This window comes from Agrococcus sp. Ld7 (genome assembly GCF_045064095.1).
Taxonomy (GTDB): domain Bacteria; phylum Actinomycetota; class Actinomycetes; order Actinomycetales; family Microbacteriaceae; genus Agrococcus.
In genome coordinates this window covers 37,152-54,290 of the sequence record NZ_JBISGY010000026.1, presented here as the reverse complement: position 1 = coordinate 54,290, position 17,139 = coordinate 37,152, and the positions used below count along the sequence as shown (strand labels likewise).

Below are 17,139 nucleotides of genomic sequence, written 5' to 3'. Positions count from 1 at the left end.
CGCGCGCTCCTCGACCTACGGGAGGCGGGTCAACACGAGTCGGCGAAGGACTGGAAGGGCTTCCGCCAGTCGGTGTTGTCGACGATGAAGGTGGCCTTGCTGCGCGGCTCGCTCACTCGCTCGTAGAGGTCGTGCGCCTCGCGGTAGCGCGCGTGCGACGCGTGGTGCACGTCAGGATGCGCGCCGTCGCGCGCTCGCAGGCGCTCGCCGCGCACGCGATCCTCCGTGTCGAGGTAGACGACCGCGTGCCACTTGCCGGCCAGTGCGGGTCGCTGCAGGAAGACACCGTCGACGAGCAGCACCGCATCCTGGCCCGCCGTCTGCCACTCCATCTCGACTGGGGCATCCCGATGCAGATCGAACGCGGCTGTCTGAAAGCCCGTGGAGCCGCCCATCCGGAACGGCTGCAGCAGCACCCGATCGAGCAGCTCGGTGTCGAAGGCGTCCTCGTAGTAGCCCTTCGAGGAGTGGCGGCCCTGTCGGTACCGGAACGCCTGCGGGCGATGGAAGTCGTCGACCGAGGCGCGGAACGCCTCGACGCCTGCGCGCGCGAAGGCGACCTGCAGCGCATCCGCGAAGTGCGTCTTGCCCGTGCCGTCGCGTCCCTCGACCGCGACCAGTCGTCTGCCGCGCGGATTGCGGCGCACCATCAGCTCGGTGAGCCGCGTGTAGAGCTCCTTCTGCTCGGGCGTCCAGGACGCGGCCCTCATGAGCAGTGCGCTGTCGACCATGCCGCCAGCCTAGGTGGAGGTCGAGCGACTTCGGGGCCGGATCGCGCTCAGGTGACCGGCATCGGCGCCGCCACGGGGCGCCGACCATACGCGAGGCGCCGCAGCAGCGCCTCCGCGGGGCCGCGCTTGCCCCGCACGTCGAGGACGAGCGCGACCACCGCCGTCACGAGCCAGACGCCGACCGCGAGCCCGGCTGCGCCCAGCGGCGTCAGCGTGTCGCCGAGGCCGAGGCCCCATGCCGCGAGCAGCGGGGCGAACAGCACCGACTGCAGGAGGTAGCTCGTCAGCGATCGCTTGCCGACCGCAGTGACGGCGCGCGTGACGACCCCGTGTCGGTCGCCGAGGCGGCCTGCGACCAGCCCGATGAGTGCGGCATAGCCGATGCCTCCGGCGACGCCGGTGAGGCTCGATGCGCCCATCGTGGCCCAGGAGATCGCCGTGTCGAAGAGGAGCCCGGCGAACTGCATCGCAGCGAGCGCCCCGCCGAGCCAGCCGACCGCGATGCCGCCGACGGCGATGCGGGCGAGCAGCATCCGATGCTCGCGCGGGCGATCGAGCAGGCCGCTGCGCGCGGCCAAGACGCCCAGCACCACCGACAGCGGCACCGTCAGCGTGATCGCCTGGAGCGGCGTCGCGACGGCCCACAGGCCGAAGCTCTGCAGCATGAAGAGCAGGTAGTTGCTTTGCCCGGTCGGGTAGTCGATGGGTGGTGCGGCCATGACGCTCATGTCGCCCGCGATGCCCGTGCTCAGCACGGCGCCGCTGACGATCGAGAAGAGCGCGGAGGCGGCCAGCAGTCCAGCGAGCACCCACGCGACCACCCGCAGTGCGCGGTCGCTGCGACGCAGCAGCAGCCACGTGACCAGCAGGCCGACGAGGCCGTAGGCGCCGACGATGTCGCCGAACCAGAGCAGCAGCGCGTGCACGGCACCGAACGCGACCATCCACCCATGGCGGATCTGCAGCACGCGGCGAGCCTCGCGCCACGGTGCTCCTGCGGCTGCCTGGCGGCTGTACATCTGCCATATCCCGTAGCCGAACAGGAACGCGAAGAGCGGATACACCCGGCCGTCGATCGCGACCAGGGAGATCAGCTGGTAGACGAGGTCACCGCCCGCGTACCCGACTCCATGTGCATTCGTGACGCCGCGTTCGGCGACAGAGAGCCACCACGGCACGTTGGCCAGCGCGATGAGCAGCAGCATGATGCCGCGAGCGAGGTCCGGCGCGAGGCTACGCCCACGCGCCGCGGTCGCGGCAGCGGCATGGTCGACGATCGGCTCGACGTGCGGCACGAGGTGCGGGCCGACCTGCGGCGTCGCACCGATGGGGCCGGGGTTGGTCGGCACGGTCACATCCCGACGGTACCGACCGCGCCTCTACGCTGACTGGATGCTCGGTGGCGAAATTCTGCAGGCGCTTGCCGCCTGGTATCGCGAGCACGCTCGCGATCTCCCGTGGCGGCGCCCCGAGTTCGATGCCTGGGGCACCGTGGTGAGCGAGATCATGCTGCAGCAGACGCAGGCATCGCGCGTCGCTGTCGAGATCGATCGCTGGCTCGCGCGCTGGCCGACGCCCGCGGATCTCGCCGATGCCCCCACGCACGAGGTGCTGCGGCAGTGGGGCACGCTCGGCTACCCGCGTCGAGCGCTGCGGCTGCAGGACACGGCGCGCGCGATCGTCGAGCGCCACGGCGGCAAGGTGCCGAGGGATGTGGATGCGCTGCTCGCGCTGCCTGGGATCGGCGACTACACAGCGCGCGCGGTCGCGGTCTTCCACTTCGGCGACCGGCATCCCGTGGTGGACACCAACGTGCGGCGCGTGGTCGCTCGCGCCGTGCACGGGCAGGGCGAGGCGGGGCCCGCCAAGCGGCGGGACCTGGCAGACGTCGAGGCACTGCTGCCGGTAGAACCGGGTGACGCATCCGTGATCTCCATCGCACTCATGGAGCTCGGCGCCCTGGTCTGCACCGCACGAGCGCCCGATTGCGGCGCGTGCCCGATCGCGGACGCGTGCGCGTGGCGCGCCGCCGGCTACCCCGTCTTCGAGGGGAAGCGCGCGCCGCGGCAGTCGTCGTTCGCCGGCAGCGACCGGCAGGTGCGGGGCACGGTACTGCGCGCGCTTCGCGGCGTCGACGTGCCGCTGACCGAGGCGGAGGTCGCGCAGCTGTGGCCGGATCCCGAGCAGCTCGACCGCGCGGTCGTGTCACTGGCAGCTGACGGTCTCATCGTGCGCGAGCCCGGCGCGATCCGCCTGCCGGACTGATTCGGTCTCGTGACGCGTGCGGCGATCGTAGGTCGAGGAGGCCGCGGGCACAGCCCGCTGCCGTCGCGAGACCGGATCGACGTGTCTCGTGACGCGTGCGGCTGCGCCGCCCGCTCCTCGACCAACGGGACTCCGCGACCCAGCTCACAGAACGCAAGTCGCCCGCGTCGGTTTCCGGGCAGGATCCGGGCAGCGGCCGCGATCGCGGCCATTCGTGCCGCTGGAGCTTGCGTTGTGCAGCGGGCCAGGCGGCGCCGGTTAGGTTGGGGGCCATGCCCGCACGACACCAGCGACTGACCGACAGCACCGACGAGATCGACGCGGCGCTCGCGGCGATCAGGACCGAGCTGGGGCTCGACGCCGAGTTCCCCGCAGACGCGGTCGCCGAGGCCGAGGCGTTCGCCGCTGATCCGCAGCTGCCAGAGGCCGACCAGACGGATGTCGACTTCGTCACCATCGACCCCGAGGGCTCAACCGACCTCGACCAGGCGCTCCACCTCGCGCGCGATGGCGATGGCTACGTCGTCCGCTATGCGATCGCCGACGTGCCCGCCTTCGTCTCGCCCGGCGGACCGATCGATGCCGAGGCACGCCGCCGCGGCCAGACCATGTACGCGCCCGACGGCCGCGTGCCGCTGCATCCGCCCATCGTGAGCGAGGGCGCGGCCAGCCTGCTCGAGGGGCAGGAGCGCGGTGCGTACGTCTGGACGATGCGCCTGGATGCGGCTGGCGACGTCACGAAGACCACGCTCGAGCGAGCCCGCGTGCGGTCGCGCGAGCAGCTGACCTACGAGACGGCGCAGCAGCGCATCGACGGCGGCGACGCCATGCTGGCGCTGCTGCGCGACGTCGGAGAGCTGCGCATCGCGCTCGAGGAGGCACGCGACGGCGCGAGCCTGGACATGCCGGAGGAGCAGGTGGTCCGCCAGGGAGACGAGTACGTCATCGAGCGGCGCGAGCTGCTGCCGGTGGAGCGCTGGAACGCGCAGATCTCGCTCATGACCGGCATGGAGGCCGCGAACCTGATGCTGCGCGAGAAGCGCGGCATCCTGCGCACCATGCCGCAGCCGCCGGCCGGCGACGTGCGCAGCTTCCGCAAAGAGGTGCGGGCGATCGGCGAGGAGTGGGCCCAGGGCGAGCACTACGGCGCGTTCCTGCGCAGGCTGGACCGATCGAAGCCCACGACGCTGGCGATCCTGCAGGCCGCGCGGCGGCTGTTCCGCGGTGCGGGCTACGACGTGCTGCACAACGGGTCGGATGCTTCACAGCTCGAGCAGGCCGCCATTGGCGCTCCCTACGCGCACACGACCGCTCCCCTGCGTCGCCTCGTCGATCGCTACGTGCTGGTGCACTGCGAGGCGATCGCGAACGGCCGCGAGATCCCGCAGTGGGCGGCCGACGGCCTGGAGGGGCTGGAGGAGATCATGCAGAGCTCCGGGCAGCTGGCGAGCAAGCTCGAGCGCGAGTCGATCGACGTGGTCGAGATCGCAGTGCTGCGCCCGCGCATCGGCGACGAGTTCGACTCCGTCGTCGTGGATGCGCGCAAGAACGGCGCGACCATCCAGTTGATCGATCCACCGACCGAGGCGGCCTGCGACACGGATGCCGAGCCCGGCGAGCGCATCAGGGTGCGGCTCACGGAGGCGGATCTGGGCGAGCGCAGGCTGCGCTTCGCCGAGGTGCAGCCGAGTTGATCTCGTGACGCGGGCGGCCTGCGGCCGCACGCTCCTCGATCAGCGGGTCTCGCCGACTCGATCTCGAGACGCGCGCGGCCACAGGCCGCCCGCGCCTCGATCAGCGCGGCGCTCAGTCCTCGTCGAGCTCGCGGGGCTTGCGGTACGGGTCGGCCTCGCCGGCGTACTTCGCTGCCGCGGCAGCCTCCTGCGCCGCCCTGTCGCGCACGCGCGCCTCGTCGAGCAGGTGCTCGATCGATGCCGCGTTCTCGGGCAGCGCGTCGAGGAAGAACTCGATCGACGGCGTCAGCCGCAATGAGAGTCCCTTGCCGATCTCGCGCCGCACGACGCCCTTGGCGCTCGTGAGCGCCCTTGAGGTCTCCTCGCGCTCCTCATCGGTGCCGAGCACCGTGTAGAAGATCGAGGCGTGCTGCAGGTCACCGGTGACCCGCACATCCGTGATCGTCACGAAGCCGAGCCGCGGATCCTTGACCTCGCGCTCGAGCGCCCTGACGGTGATCTCGCGGATGCGGTCGGCGATCTTCCGCGCCCTGGGGTTCTCTGCCATGTCGTTCTCTCCTCGTTCCTCAGAGACGAGTATGGGGCGACCGAAGCCGCCCCATGCTCACCGCGCGATCAGACTCGCGGCTTCTCCACCATCTCGATGGTCTCGATCTCGTCACCGATCTGCAGATCGTTGAACTTGCCGAGGCCGATGCCGCACTCGTAGTCCGTCTTCACCTCGGTGACGTCGTCCTTGAAGCGGCGCAGCGACTCGATGGCCAGGCCATCGGCCAGCACGATGCCGTCACGGATGACGCGTGCCTTCGCGTTGCGGGTGATCGTGCCGGAGCGAACGATGGAGCCAGCGATGTTGCCGAACTTCGAGGAGCGGAACACCTCTCGGATCTCGGCCACACCGGACTGGACCTCTTCGTACTCGGGCTTGAGCATGCCCTTCAGCGAGCTCTCGATGTCGTCGATCGCACCGTAGATCACGTTGTAGAACCGCACGTCGACGCCCTCGCGCGCAGCGCGCTCGCGGGCCTTCGGGTCGGGACGGACGTTGAAGCCGATGATCACGGCGTCGTCGACCGTTGCAAGGTTCACATCGGATTCGGTGACGGCACCGACACCGCGGTGGATGATCCGCAGGTCCACGCTGTCGTCGATCTCGATCTTCAGCAGCGACTCCTCCAGCGCCTCGACGGCACCGGAGACGTCACCCTTGATGATGAGGTTGAGCGTCTCGACCTTGCCCTGGTCGAGCGCGGTCTTCCAGTCCTCGAGCGTGAGGCGCTTGCGCGCCTTCGCCAGCTGCGCGTTGCGCTCGACGGCCTCACGCTTCTCAGCGATCTGGCGCGCGGTGCGGTCCTCCTCCGTGGAGATGAACGTGTCGCCGGCTCGCGGCACGCTCGAGAGGCCCTGCACCTGCACGGGCATCGACGGTCCGGCCTCCTGCACCAGCTCGCCGCGGTCGTCGACCATCGCTCGGACGCGGCCGTAGGCCGTGCCTGCCACGATCGCGTCGCCGACGCGCAGCGTTCCGGACTGGATGAGCACGGTGGCCACGGAACCGCGGCCCTTGTCGAGCTTCGCCTCGATGGCGACGCCGCGCGCCTCCTTGTTCGGGTTGGCACGCAGGTCGAGACCGGCGTCGGCCGTCAGCAGCACCGCTTCGAGCAGGTCCTCGATACCGGTGTTCGCCAGCGCCGAGACGTCGACGAACATGGTGTCGCCGCCGTACTCCTCGGTGACGAGGCCGTACTCGGTGAGCTGCTGACGCACCTTGGCCGGGTTGGCCTCTGGCTTGTCGACCTTGTTCACCGCGACCACGATGGGCACGCCCGCGGCCTGGGCGTGGTTCAGCGCCTCCACCGTCTGCGGCATGATGCCGTCGTCGGCGGCGACCACGAGGATCGCGATGTCGGTCACCTGGGCACCACGGGCACGCATGGCGGTGAACGCCTCGTGACCCGGGGTGTCGATGAAGGTGATCGCGCGGTCCTCGCCCTCGTGCTCCTGCCAGACCTGGTAGGCGCCGATGTGCTGGGTGATGCCGCCGGCCTCGCCGTCGATGACGTTCGCGCCACGGATCGCGTCGAGCAGACGCGTCTTGCCGTGGTCGACGTGACCCATGACCGTGACGACGGGCGAGCGGTACTCGAGATCCTCTTCCGACTCGTCCTCGAGCTCCTGCGCGAGGTCGATGTCGAAGCCCTCGAGGAGCTCCTTGTCCTCGTCCTCGGGGCTGACGATCTGGATGCGGTAGCCGAGCTCCGCACCCAGCAGCTCGAAGGTGCCCTCGTCCAACGACTCCGTTGCCGTCGCCATCTCACCGAGGTGGAACAGCACCGTCACGAGGTCGCCGGGCATCGCGTCGATCTTCTCGGCGAAGTCGGCGATCGATGCGCCGCGGCGCATGCGCACGACGGTCGTGCCGTCGCCGCGACGGACCTTGACGCCACCGATCGACGGCGCCTCGCGCATCTCGAACTCGAGCCGCTTCGTGCGCTTCGACTTGCGGGACTTGCCCTTGGCGCCACCCTTGCCGAACGCGCCGGCAGTGCCGCCGCGACCGCGACCGCCGCCGCGGCCCGCGAATGCGGGGCCGCCACGACCGGGAGCTCCCCGGCTCGGCGCGCCCTGACCGGGACGCTGGAACCCGCCAGGACCGCCGCCTGCACCGGGACGTCCGGCGCCGCCGCCGCGCGGGGCGCCGGGGCGCGGCGCGCCGGGACGGGGAGCGCCGGGGCGAGGGGCGCCGGGACGCGGAGCCGCCGGACGCGGGCTGCCGCCCTGCTTGCTCGTGAAGGGGTTGTTGCCGCCGCGCGGCCGACCCATCCCCTGGCTCGAGGCGAACGGGTTGTTGCCGGGCCGGGGCGCGCCGGGGCGCGACATCGGGCGCGGGATCGCGTTCGGGGTGGGCGCATCGCCGTCGGGCTTGGGAGCCTCGGCCTGTGCGGGCTGCTCGGCCTGTGCCGGCTGCTCCGCGACTGGCGCCGGCGCCTCGGGTGCTGCCTGCGGAGCGGGTGCCGCCTTGGGCGTCTCTGCGGGCGCGGGGGTAGCCGGCGTCTCCGCCTTGGGGGATGCTGCGGGCTTGCGCGCCGCGGGCGTCTTGGGGGTCGCCTTTGCGGGGGTCTTCTCGGCCGGCTTCGTCTCGGCGACTGCGCCGCTCGAGCCCTCCGCCTGCAGGGCTGCCTTGAGCTTGCGCGCGACCGGGGGCGCGACTGCAGAGGCGGGTCCCTTGACGAACTCGCCCATCTCCTTGAGCTTGGCCAGAGCGACCTTGCTCTCGACGCCTACTTCGGCGGCGATCTCGTGAACGCGTGGGTTTGCCACATTTCTCCTGTCCTGGTCCACCCAGAACAGGGCGGACGTCATTTGCTGACGGGTCTCATTTCGAGCTGCTCATCAGTTGTCCATGTGCGTTTCGTTCCTTCGGTCGGGGCTCTGGGCGAGCCCGTCCTGTGCCCATCGTGCGATGGGCGTCATATCCAGGTGCTGCTGCCGCAGAGCTCGTGGAACGGCGCGGAGCGCTCGTTCCACGCATCGCTGCGTCGGGTGCACCCAAGCGCCTCTGCCGGGAAGCCGTCGACCGTGATCGACGACCGCCTCACCGCCCTGCGCAGCGATCCGCACCAGAAGTGCGGGTTCGGTGCGCGCGCGGCAGCCTAGACACGTACGGATGGAGAACACTCTACAGGACGACACGCCCGGGCGGTGGAGCTGAGAGCAGCGAGGTCTCGTGACGCGCGCTCTGCGCGCTCCTCGAGGGCCGCAGCAGCGAGGGCTCGTGACGCGCGCTTCGCGCGCTCCTCGACCTTGAGCCCTCCGCGCGCAACGCGGCTTCGCCGCATTGCGCGCTGCGGGCTCAATCCTCCATCACGGAGTCGGGCTGGATGTCGATCTTCGCGCCGGTCAGCTTCGCAGCCAGTCGCGCGTTCTGACCCTCGCGGCCGATCGCGAGCGAGAGCTGGAAATCGGGCACGAGTGCGCGCACCGCCCGCGTCTTCTCGTCGAGCAGGAACGCATCCGACACCCGCGCGGGGCTGAGCGCGCTCGCCACGAACGCGGGCAGGTCCTCGGAGAAGTCGACGATGTCGACCTTCTCCTCGCCGAGCTCCGCCTGCACGGCGCGCACGCGCGCCCCCATCTCGCCGATGCACGCACCCTTGGCGTTGATGCCGGGCTCGGTCGCCCGCACGGCGATCTTCGAGCGGTGCCCTGCCTCGCGCGCGATCGCGACGATCTCGACCGTGCCGGCAGCGATCTCCGGCACCTCGAGCGCGAACAGCCTGCGGACGAGCGACGGGTGCGTGCGGCTGACGGTCACCTGCGGGCCGCGCTGGCCGCGCTCCACCTTCGTGATGAACACGCGCATGCGCTTGCCGTGCTTGTACTCCTCGCCCGGCACCTGCTCCTCGGGGGGCAGCAGCGCCTCCATGTCGTCGCCGAGCTTCACCTGCACCATGCGCGGGTTCGTGCCCTGCTGCACCACGCCGGCGATGATGTCGCCCTCGCGGTCCTTGTAGACGCCGAGCACACTCTCGTCGCTCTTGTCGCGCAGCGCCTGGAAGATGACCTGCTTCGCCGCGGTCGCAGCGATGCGGCTGAAGTCGTCGGTGGTGGCGATCGACTCGCCGATGCGATTGCCGTCCTCGTCGAGCTCGGGCTCGTAGAGCGTCACCTCGCCGGTCTTGCGATCGACCTCGACGCGCGGCTGCGGAGCCGCAGGGTCGACCTTCTCGCCGGAGCGCATGTGCGCCTGCAGGATGGCCTGCTCGATGATGCGGATGAGGTCGTCCTGGGAGATCTCCCGCTCGCGCTCGACGGTCTTCAGCACGCTCAGCTCGATCTTCACTTGTGGGCTCCTCTTGTTCCTGCGATTCGTTCGGCAACGAATGCCGACCGGTCAGTCTACAGGCAGCTTCGACCGCGCGTCGGCGGGCGGATCCGGGCGGCGGTGGGTTCACGTGGCGTGCGGAGCGCACCTATGGGTCTAGCGTGTTGCCTCATGGACGTTCTCGACGATCTCATCCTCTCCGCTGGCGACTTCTGGTGGACCTGGATCGTGCTACCGATCCTCGCAGCGCTCGGCATCTACTTCACGATCCGCTCCGGAGTCGTGCAGCTGCGGCTGCTGCCTGCGATGTTCCGCGTGCTGGGCGACAAGACGCCGAAGGCTCGCGACGGCAGCGCGCAGTCGGTCTCGTCGTTCCAGGCATTCACCATCTCGGCGGCCAGCCGTGTGGGGGTCGGCAACATCGCCGGCGTCGCCACCGCGATCGCCTTCGGCGGCCCGGGTGCGGTGTTCTGGATGTGGACGATGGCGTTCGTCGGCGGCGCCTCGGCGTTCATCGAGTCGACGCTCGCCCAGCTCTACAAGCACCGCGACGCTGACGGCTTCCGCGGCGGTCCCGCCTACTACATGCAACGAGGCCTCGGGCAGCGATGGATGGGGATCCTGTTCGCCGTGATCCTGATCGTCTGCTTCCCGTTCGCGTTCTCGTCGCTGCAGGCGAACACCATCGTCGCCACCGTCTCGTCGACGGTCGGTTCCGACGCCGCGTGGCTGCCGTGGGTCATCGGCGGCATCGTCGCGATCCTGACGGGATCCATCGTCTTCGGCGGCGTGCGGCGCATCGCGAAGGTCACCGAGTCGCTCGTGCCGACCATGGCGCTGCTGTACCTGCTGCTCGGCCTCATCATCGTCGCGATGAACGTCACCGAGGTGCCGCGGGTGATCAGTGAGATCTACGCGGGCGCGTTCGGGTTCCAGCAGGTCGCTGGCGGCGCGATCGGCACGATCCTCATGCAGGGCGTCAAGCGCGGCATGTTCTCGAACGAGGCGGGCCTCGGCTCGGCCCCGAACGCCGGCGCGTCGGCGGCCGTGACGCACCCGGCGAAGCAGGGCCTGGTGCAGACGCTCGGCGTCTACTTCGACACCTTCCTCGTGTGCTCGATCACCGCGTTCATCATCCTGGTCTCGACCCCGGACCTCACGGGCGCCGAGGGCGGCATCGGCCTCACCTTCGACGCGATCACGGGCCAGCTCGGCGCGTGGGCGGGCATCGCGCTGTCGCTCATCGTCTTCCTGCTGGCGTTCTCGTCGATCATCGGCAACTACTACTACGGCGAGTCGAACATCGAGTTCATCACCGAGCATCCCGCAGCACTGACCGCCTACCGCGTGCTCGCGGTGCTTGCGGTGCTGGGCGGATCGGTGATCGCCACCGGTCTGATCTGGAACACGGCCGACCTGCTGATGGGCATCATGGCGATCGTCAACCTCGTCGCCATCGGCCTGCTCTCCGGCGTCGCCTTCAAGCTGCTGCGGAACTTCGACGAGCAGCGCAAGGCCGGCAAGGACCCGGTCTTCACCCGCGACATGCTGCCGGAGGTGCGCGGCATCGAGGTGTGGGAGAGCGTCGAGTCGGTCACCGGCCAGTGGGAGACGGTCGACCCGGAGGAGACGACGCAGACGCGCTGAACGCCTGCCGATACGCCGCAGGGCGCTGTCTCCTCTCGGAGCAGCGCCCTGCGGCGTTCGTGCGCGCGCTTCAGCGGCCGAGCGCGTGCTCGAGCTGCGCGATCTCGACCGTGGACCGCTCCCCCGTCGCTCGATCCCACACCTCGACGCTGCCCTGCACCGCGTCACGCCCGACGACGACGATCTGCGGCACGCCGATGAGCTCCGCATCGCCGAACTTCACGCCCGGCGAGACCTTGGGGCGGTCGTCGAAGAGCACCTCGAGTCCGCGGCGCTCGAGATCGGCGACGACCGACTCCGCGACCTCGAAGATGGCGGCGTCGCGGCCGGTGGCGACCACGTGCACGTCGAACGGCGCGACCTCGCGCGGCCAGATGAGGCCCTTCTCGTCGTGGCTGACCTCGGCGATGGCCGCGAGGTTGCGCGTCACGCCGATGCCGTAGGAGCCCATCGTGACGGTGACGAGCTTGCCGTTCTCGTCCAGCACCTTGAGCCCCAGCGCCTCGGCGTACTTGCGGCCCAGCTGGAAGACGTGGCCGACCTCCATGCCGCGCTCGAGCGTCACGGGGCCGGAGCCGTCGGGCGCGGGGTCGCCCGCGCGCACGTCGGCGGCCTCGACCCATCCGTCGCCCGCGAAGTCACGGCCGGCGACCAGGCCGAAGACGTGCCTGCCGGGCTCGTTCGCGCCCGTGATCCAGCTCGTGCCGTCGGCGACGCGCTTGTCGAGCAGGAAGCGGATGCCCGTGGCCGATTCCTCGCCCAGCACGGGGCCGGATGCCGTCCAGGGCCCGATGTAGCCCTTGACGAGGCCAGGGTTGGCCTTGAAGTCGTCCTCATCCGCTGCCGTCACCGCGGCGGGCTGGAACGCGACCTCGACGCGCTTCTCGTCGATCTCGCGGTCGCCGGGGATGCCGACGACCACGAGTTCGCGCGTGCCATCCAGGTGCGTCAGGCGCAGCACGACGTTCTTCAGCGTGTCGGCAGCGGTCCACGCGCGACCGTCCTCCCGCGGGAAGCGCGCATTGGCGTCGGCCACCAGGGTGTCGATCGTCGGGGTGTCCGGGGTCTCGCGCACCACGGCATCGGGCAGGCCATCGGTCGGCAGCGGGTCGGGCGCGGCCGTCTCGAACGCCTCGACGTTGACGGCGTAGCCGCCAGCGGAACGAACGATGGTGTCCTCGCCGACCGGGGTCGGGTGCAGGAACTCCTCCGACTTCGAGCCGCCCATCGCGCCCGCGTCGGCGGCGACGATGACGTAGTCGAGACCGAGCCGGGCGAAGATGCGCTCGTAGGCGTCGCGCTGGCGCTGGTAGCTGGCCTCGAGCGCCTCGTCGGAGATGTCGAACGAGTAGGCGTCCTTCATCGAGAACTCGCGGGCGCGCAGCAGCCCCGCGCGCGGGCGCGCCTCATCCCGGTACTTGTCCTGGATCTGGAAGATCGTCAGCGGCAGCGACTTGTAGCTCGAGACCAGGTCCTGCACGAGCAGCGTGAAGACCTCCTCGTGCGTGGGCGCGAGCAGGTGGTCGGCGCCCTTGCGGTCCTGCAGACGGAAGATCCCGTCGCCATACTCCGTCCAGCGGCCGGTGCGCTCGTACGGCTCGCGCGGCAGCAGTCCGGGGAACAGCACCTCCTGCGCGCCGGCCGCCTCCATCTCCTCCCGCACGATGCGCTCGATGTTGCGGCGCACGCGCAGCCCCAGCGGCAGCCAGGAGTACAGGCCGGCGCCGGAGCGGCGGATGTAGCCCGCGCGCAGCAGCAGGCGGTGGCTCGCGACCTCGGCCTCGGCCGGGTCCTCGCGCAGGGTGGTGAAGAAGAGCTGGGAGAGGCGGATCACGATCCCGAGTCTAGATCGGCTCACCAGGGCTGCTCGACGCTGGGCCCACCGCCGTCGCCGGGCTCGCCCTCGTCGAACTGATCCTGCTGCTGCTGCTCCTCCTGCGCCTCCTGGTTCTGATCCTCCAGCTGCTCCTCGGGCGACTGCGGCTCGTCGCCCTCGCTGCCGTCGCCCTCGCCCTCGCCCTCGCCGTCGCCCTCACCGTCACCGGACTGGTCCTCGATCTTCGACTCGATGCGCGGCACCGCCGCCTCGAACTGCTCGGCGGTGTCGGCCTCGCCCGGCAGCGGGTCGTCGAAGCAGCCCTCGGGCTGGGCGTCGATGAGCGCGAGCGCCTCGGAGTAGAAGCCGTTCGCGGCCTGCGTGTCCTGTGCATCGCGTGCCACATCGCCCTGCTTCTCGACCGCGGTGACGAGCGAGGCGACGATCACGCAGTGCTCGTGCAGCTGGCCCGCCGTCTCGGGCTCGCCGTGCAGCACCACCGCCCGCTCGAGCGCCGCCCTGCCCTCCTCGAGCGTGCCGGCCATGGTCAGGTTGACGCCGAGCGCGAAGGGCGCCTTCCACGGCTCCACCCAGTTCCAGGTCTCGAGGCCGCGCGCGGCATCCGCCCCCTGGGCATAGGCGCGCGCGTCGAAGCGGTCGATCGCGGTCTGCGACAGCACATTGACGCTGATGAGCTTGCCACCGAGCACGAGCGCGGCGATCGCAACCGGGATGAGGCCCAGCATGATCCACCAGCGGAGCGTGCGGCGCCGGTCGTCCGTGAGCACGCGCTGGCTGCGGGGGCGACTCATCGGGCACCGCCCCGCGCCATGAGGCCGCGCGTGGTGCGCAGCGAGCGCGCGAGGCTGAACGCCTCGGCGGCGAGCAGCAGCGCGATCGGGATGCCGAGGATCCACGCCACCTCGAGCCGCGCCTCCTCCGTGCTGTTCAGATCGGCCTCGCCGTCGAGCGCCGCCATCGGGCCCAGCGCATCCTCGATCGGCAGCGCGGGCGTGCGGTGCAGGTAGGTGATGCCGAGCTGGTCGGCGATGCTTCGGAGGCGATCCTCATCGATGCGGCTGATCGCGTCGCCGCCGGACGGATCCTGGAGGTACTGCTCCTGCTGAGCGGGGTCGAAGCTCGAGACGCGCATGCGGCCGCCCTGCTCGGTGCCGTAGCCGAGCACGAGGCCGCGGTCGACGTGGTCTGCGACATCCGCGAAGGACTGCGGCTCGCCGTCGGCGGTCTGCTCCCCGTCGCCGAGGTAGAAGACGACTGCGGGCGACGACGGGTCCGCAGCCTCGGTGCGCTCGAGCTCTGCCAGCAGCAGGTCGTGCGCGACGGCGACCGAGGTGCCGCGCGACTGCTGCGCGATCTCGGGCTTGAGGGCGCGCACCATCTCGATCACCGCGGAGCCGTCGTCGGTGAGCGGCACCCGCAGCGTGGCCTGGGAGTCGAACGAGATGACGGAGATGTCAGCACCCGCGAACGAGCGGGCGATCTCGATCACGTCGGCCTGCATGCCGTTCAGGCGCGGGTCGGTGCCCCAGTCCTCGGCGGCGACCGACTGCGACGTGTCGATCATCACGAACACGCGCGCCTGGATCGAGGCCGTCGGCACCTCGCCGCCGGGGAGCGCCGGCCGGAATGCCATCGCGACCGCCAGCAGCACGAGCAGGGTGCGGCGGATCCAGGCGAGCCTGCGGCCGCGGGCGATCGCGAGCTGCCACCCGCACAGAGCGAGCGCCAGCACGCCGATGACGACGACGAGGACCGGCTGCGCGGCTTCGAACGAGAGCATCACAGGCGCACCCTCCAGGCCACGGCGCAGAGCGCACTCACGATGATGAGCGCCACGAGCGGCAGCGAACCCGGGCGGTCGACCACCTGGATCTGCGGCGGCGTCTCGATGTAGCCCGCCTCGATCGCGTTGACGCGCTCGACGATCTGCGGCACGGTCTGCGCGAAGTCGAGCGGGAAGTACGCGCCGCCGGTGCCCTCCGCCGTGTCGCGGAGCTCCTGTGACTCCATGTCGCCGCCGAAGTCGAACGGGTTGATCGCGTACACGCGCACCTCGTGGTCGACCGCGAGCTGGCCGGCCTGCGGCAGCGAGAAGATCTGCTGGCCGTTCACGATGTTGTCGGTGGCGAGGATGATCGAGCGCGGTCGCTCGCTCGCCTCCAGGTCGGCGAAGTCGAGCACGCAGGAGGCGAGCCCGTCGCCGACGAGCGAGGCGCCGAGGCCGTTCGCGGTACCGGCGAGGTAGTTGAACTGCTCATCCGGGCCGAGCGTGCCGCTGAGCGCCCGCTGGTAGCGGCCCAGCTGCGCCTCGATGTAGTCGTAGTCGCTCGTGAGCGGGAAGGCCATCACGCTCGACGCGTCGAAGATGCGCATCCCGATGCGCTCACCGTCGAGCTCCAGAGCGACCTGCTGGTAGACGCCGAGGATCTCGGCATCCACGTCGACCATCGAGCCCGACACGTCGAGGCAGAGCATGATGTCGCGCTTGTAGTCGTCCTCCTGGTTGGCGTGGATGCCCGACGGCCGCGCTCCGACCGTTGCGGCCACCCCTGCACCCACGAGCGAGAGCAGCAGCGCACCACCGATCCACAGGCGGTAGCGCAGCAGCGCGCTGCGGAAGACGGCGAGCGAGGTCATCCGGTCGACATGCGCGACAGGCAGACCGCGGTCGCGCCTACGGCGGGGCAGCCACAGCCCGAGCACGGCGAGCACGACCGCGACCACCACGAGCGCGCCGAGCAGCCACGGCCACAGCAGCATCACATCCACGTCGCCACCACCTGCCTCGCCGCCGAGATCGCGGCGTCGGGGTCGTGCTTGGCCGCGCGCCGGAACGACGACGGGTAGTACTGCGAGACGGCACCCTCGACCGAGGGGAGATCGGCCTCGCCGAGGTCGCGCAGCGTCATGACCTCTGCCATCACACCCGTCGACTCGTGGGCGAAGAAGCGCAGCACCAGGCTCAGCCGCTGCGAGAGCTCGCGCGCACCGAGATCACCGGCAGCGTGCTCGGCGGCGACCTCGTCGATCATCCCCAGGTACTTCTCCTTCACACTGCGCACATCGATCGGCACGGGCGGTGGCGGGGGCGGCGTGAGGATGCCGCGGGGCCTCGTCCACAGCCAGGCGAACGCGTAGGCGGCGATGACCAGCAGGATCGCGCTCGCACCGAGCACCCACCACGGGCCGTAGCCGAACGGGCCGTAGGTGTCGGGGGCGGGCAGCATCGCCAGCTCGTGGGCCAGCTCAGCGGCGCGCACGTCGATGCCTCTCGAGCAGACGGAAGAGTGAGCCGATCGTCGTGGCCGACGACGAGATGCGGGTGGATGCGATCCCGAGCGAGCGCAGACCCGCCTCGAGGCGCTCGCGGCGCTCGAGGCTCGCGCCGTCGAAGGCGCGCCGCAGACCGCGATCGCGGCGCAGGAAGGCGGGCAGGCCGATGCCGGTGTCGACGCCGACGAGCTCCCGGTGGTCGCCCGCGCGCGCCATCAGGTCGGCGTCCCCGATCGACACCCACAGCACCTCGTGCCGCGCGTGGAGCCGGCCGAGGTGCACATCGAGGTCGTGCGTGTACGCGAGGTCGTCGGCGATCACGACGATGAGCGAGCGGCGCCGCATCCGTCGCACCGCGTGCTCGAGCACGGCCTCGAGGTCGGAGTGGGGCCCGTCGACGGCGACGGCCTCGTGGATGCGGCGCAGCATGCGCTCGAGGTGCGCCTCGGAGCCGCCCTCCTGCATGTCCTGTCGCCGCTCCCGGTCGCCCATGAGGAGCGCGACGCGGTCGCCGTGCCGCGTGGCTAGGTAGCCGAGGATGCCTGCGGCGAGGATCGCCAGCTCGCGCTTCGACTCCCCCGACTCGGCGGTGGCCGCCATGTTGCGGCCGGAGTCGACCACCAGCAGCACGTTGTGCTGACGCGAGGCGATGTAGCGCTTGACGAGCGGCACGTGGCTGCGCGCAGTCGCCTTCCAGTCGATGTCCTTGACGTCGTCGCCCGGCTGGTACTCGCGAAGGTCGTCGAAGTCGTGGCTGCGACCGTGGTGGATCGACGCGTACTCGCCGTCCAGCAGCTCGAGGGTACGACGATGCGCGTGAATCGACATGGTCGTCTTCACCTTGCGCAGCCGCCGCTCCACGACGCG

Annotated in this window: 15 protein-coding genes; 3 read left to right on the top strand and 12 right to left on the bottom strand. The window is 70.6% G+C overall.

The genetic code is table 11. The features are described from left to right. Nucleotides 1-29: 29 nt before the first annotated feature. Both ACJJVL_RS05080 and ACJJVL_RS05075 read right to left on the bottom strand, forming a co-directional pair. The gene (locus ACJJVL_RS05080) at nt 30-731 is read right to left on the bottom strand and encodes a uridine kinase (RefSeq protein WP_405217234.1); all 702 of its coding nucleotides are present in this window, start codon (nt 729-731) and stop codon (nt 30-32) included. 47 nt (nt 732-778) lie between these two features. Beyond that, nucleotides 779-2,086, bottom strand: a complete 1,308-nt coding sequence (locus ACJJVL_RS05075) for a DUF418 domain-containing protein (RefSeq protein ID WP_405217233.1) — start codon at nt 2,084-2,086, stop codon at nt 779-781. A gap of 37 nt (nt 2,087-2,123) precedes the next feature. Between ACJJVL_RS05075 and ACJJVL_RS05070 the strand changes: the two genes are divergently transcribed. Together ACJJVL_RS05070 and ACJJVL_RS05065 are read left to right on the top strand one after the other, a co-directional pair. Beyond that, entirely contained in the window at nt 2,124-2,996 is an 873-nt protein-coding gene (locus ACJJVL_RS05070; protein WP_405217232.1) for an A/G-specific adenine glycosylase, read from the top strand. Between the two features lie 272 nt (nt 2,997-3,268). Next, nucleotides 3,269-4,690: an RNB domain-containing ribonuclease gene (locus tag ACJJVL_RS05065; RefSeq protein WP_405217231.1), complete on the top strand. Its 1,422-nt coding sequence runs from the start codon at nt 3,269-3,271 to the stop codon at nt 4,688-4,690. Between the two features lie 112 nt (nt 4,691-4,802). Here the strand turns inward: ACJJVL_RS05065 and rbfA are convergent, their stop codons facing one another. The 4 genes from rbfA to nusA form a co-directional block, all read right to left on the bottom strand. Then, on the bottom strand, nt 4,803-5,237 hold the full coding sequence (gene rbfA, locus ACJJVL_RS05060; protein WP_405217230.1) for a 30S ribosome-binding factor RbfA: 435 nt from the start codon (nt 5,235-5,237) through the stop codon (nt 4,803-4,805). A gap of 68 nt (nt 5,238-5,305) precedes the next feature. Continuing rightward, entirely contained in the window at nt 5,306-8,011 is a 2,706-nt protein-coding gene (gene infB / locus ACJJVL_RS05055; RefSeq protein ID WP_405217229.1) for a translation initiation factor IF-2, read from the bottom strand. A gap of 72 nt (nt 8,012-8,083) precedes the next feature. Then, nucleotides 8,084-8,311 (bottom strand): YlxR family protein, encoded by a 228-nt coding sequence (locus tag ACJJVL_RS05050; protein ID WP_405217510.1) that lies wholly within the window; start codon nt 8,309-8,311, stop codon nt 8,084-8,086. A 232-nt stretch (nt 8,312-8,543) separates the two neighbouring features. After that, on the bottom strand, nt 8,544-9,533 hold the full coding sequence (gene nusA / locus ACJJVL_RS05045; RefSeq protein ID WP_405217228.1) for a transcription termination factor NusA: 990 nt from the start codon (nt 9,531-9,533) through the stop codon (nt 8,544-8,546). A 153-nt stretch (nt 9,534-9,686) separates the two neighbouring features. Between nusA and ACJJVL_RS05040 the strand changes: the two genes are divergently transcribed. After that, complete coding sequence (locus tag ACJJVL_RS05040; RefSeq protein ID WP_405217227.1) at nt 9,687-11,162, top strand: alanine/glycine:cation symporter family protein; 1,476 nt, start codon at nt 9,687-9,689, stop codon at nt 11,160-11,162. A gap of 70 nt (nt 11,163-11,232) precedes the next feature. Here the strand turns inward: ACJJVL_RS05040 and ACJJVL_RS05035 are convergent, their stop codons facing one another. The 6 genes from ACJJVL_RS05035 to ACJJVL_RS05010 are packed head-to-tail and all read right to left on the bottom strand — an operon-like array spanning nt 11,233 to nt 17,100. Beyond that, nucleotides 11,233-12,999 carry a proline--tRNA ligase gene (locus tag ACJJVL_RS05035; RefSeq protein ID WP_405217509.1) on the bottom strand — a complete coding sequence of 589 codons (1,767 nt, stop codon included), beginning with the start codon at nt 12,997-12,999 and terminating at the stop codon, nt 11,233-11,235. Between the two features lie 17 nt (nt 13,000-13,016). Next, nucleotides 13,017-13,790, bottom strand: a complete 774-nt coding sequence (locus ACJJVL_RS05030) for a hypothetical protein (RefSeq protein ID WP_405217226.1) — start codon at nt 13,788-13,790, stop codon at nt 13,017-13,019. Next, on the bottom strand, nt 13,787-14,779 hold the full coding sequence (locus ACJJVL_RS05025; RefSeq protein ID WP_405217508.1) for a VWA domain-containing protein: 993 nt from the start codon (nt 14,777-14,779) through the stop codon (nt 13,787-13,789). The genes ACJJVL_RS05030 and ACJJVL_RS05025 overlap by 4 nt, the downstream gene beginning before the upstream one ends. After that, on the bottom strand, nt 14,779-15,768 hold the full coding sequence (locus tag ACJJVL_RS05020; protein ID WP_405217225.1) for a vWA domain-containing protein: 990 nt from the start codon (nt 15,766-15,768) through the stop codon (nt 14,779-14,781). The genes ACJJVL_RS05025 and ACJJVL_RS05020 overlap by 1 nt, the downstream gene beginning before the upstream one ends. Next, nucleotides 15,759-16,259, bottom strand: coding sequence for a hypothetical protein (locus ACJJVL_RS05015; RefSeq protein ID WP_405217224.1), 501 nt, complete (start codon nt 16,257-16,259; stop codon nt 15,759-15,761). The genes ACJJVL_RS05020 and ACJJVL_RS05015 overlap by 10 nt, the downstream gene beginning before the upstream one ends. Beyond that, nucleotides 16,246-17,100 (bottom strand): DUF58 domain-containing protein, encoded by an 855-nt coding sequence (locus tag ACJJVL_RS05010; protein WP_405217223.1) that lies wholly within the window; start codon nt 17,098-17,100, stop codon nt 16,246-16,248. Before ACJJVL_RS05010 ends, ACJJVL_RS05015 begins: the two co-directional genes overlap by 14 nt. Nucleotides 17,101-17,139: the final 39 nt, after the last annotated feature.

What these genes read in the sequence shown, in the direction of transcription:
- ACJJVL_RS05025 (WP_405217508.1), bottom strand. Translation starts at nt 14,779, where the DNA reads ATGCTCTCGTTCGAAGCCGCGCAGCCGGTCCTCGTCGTCGTCATCGGC.
- ACJJVL_RS05010 (WP_405217223.1), bottom strand. Translation starts at nt 17,100, where the DNA reads ATGTCGATTCACGCGCATCGTCGTACCCTCGAGCTGCTGGACGGCGAG.
- ACJJVL_RS05080 (WP_405217234.1), bottom strand. Translation starts at nt 731, where the DNA reads ATGGTCGACAGCGCACTGCTCATGAGGGCCGCGTCCTGGACGCCCGAG.
- ACJJVL_RS05070 (WP_405217232.1), top strand. Translation starts at nt 2,124, where the DNA reads ATGCTCGGTGGCGAAATTCTGCAGGCGCTTGCCGCCTGGTATCGCGAG.
- rbfA (WP_405217230.1), bottom strand. Translation starts at nt 5,237, where the DNA reads ATGGCAGAGAACCCCAGGGCGCGGAAGATCGCCGACCGCATCCGCGAG.
- ACJJVL_RS05065 (WP_405217231.1), top strand. Translation starts at nt 3,269, where the DNA reads ATGCCCGCACGACACCAGCGACTGACCGACAGCACCGACGAGATCGAC.
- ACJJVL_RS05040 (WP_405217227.1), top strand. Translation starts at nt 9,687, where the DNA reads ATGGACGTTCTCGACGATCTCATCCTCTCCGCTGGCGACTTCTGGTGG.
- ACJJVL_RS05030 (WP_405217226.1), bottom strand. Translation starts at nt 13,790, where the DNA reads ATGAGTCGCCCCCGCAGCCAGCGCGTGCTCACGGACGACCGGCGCCGC.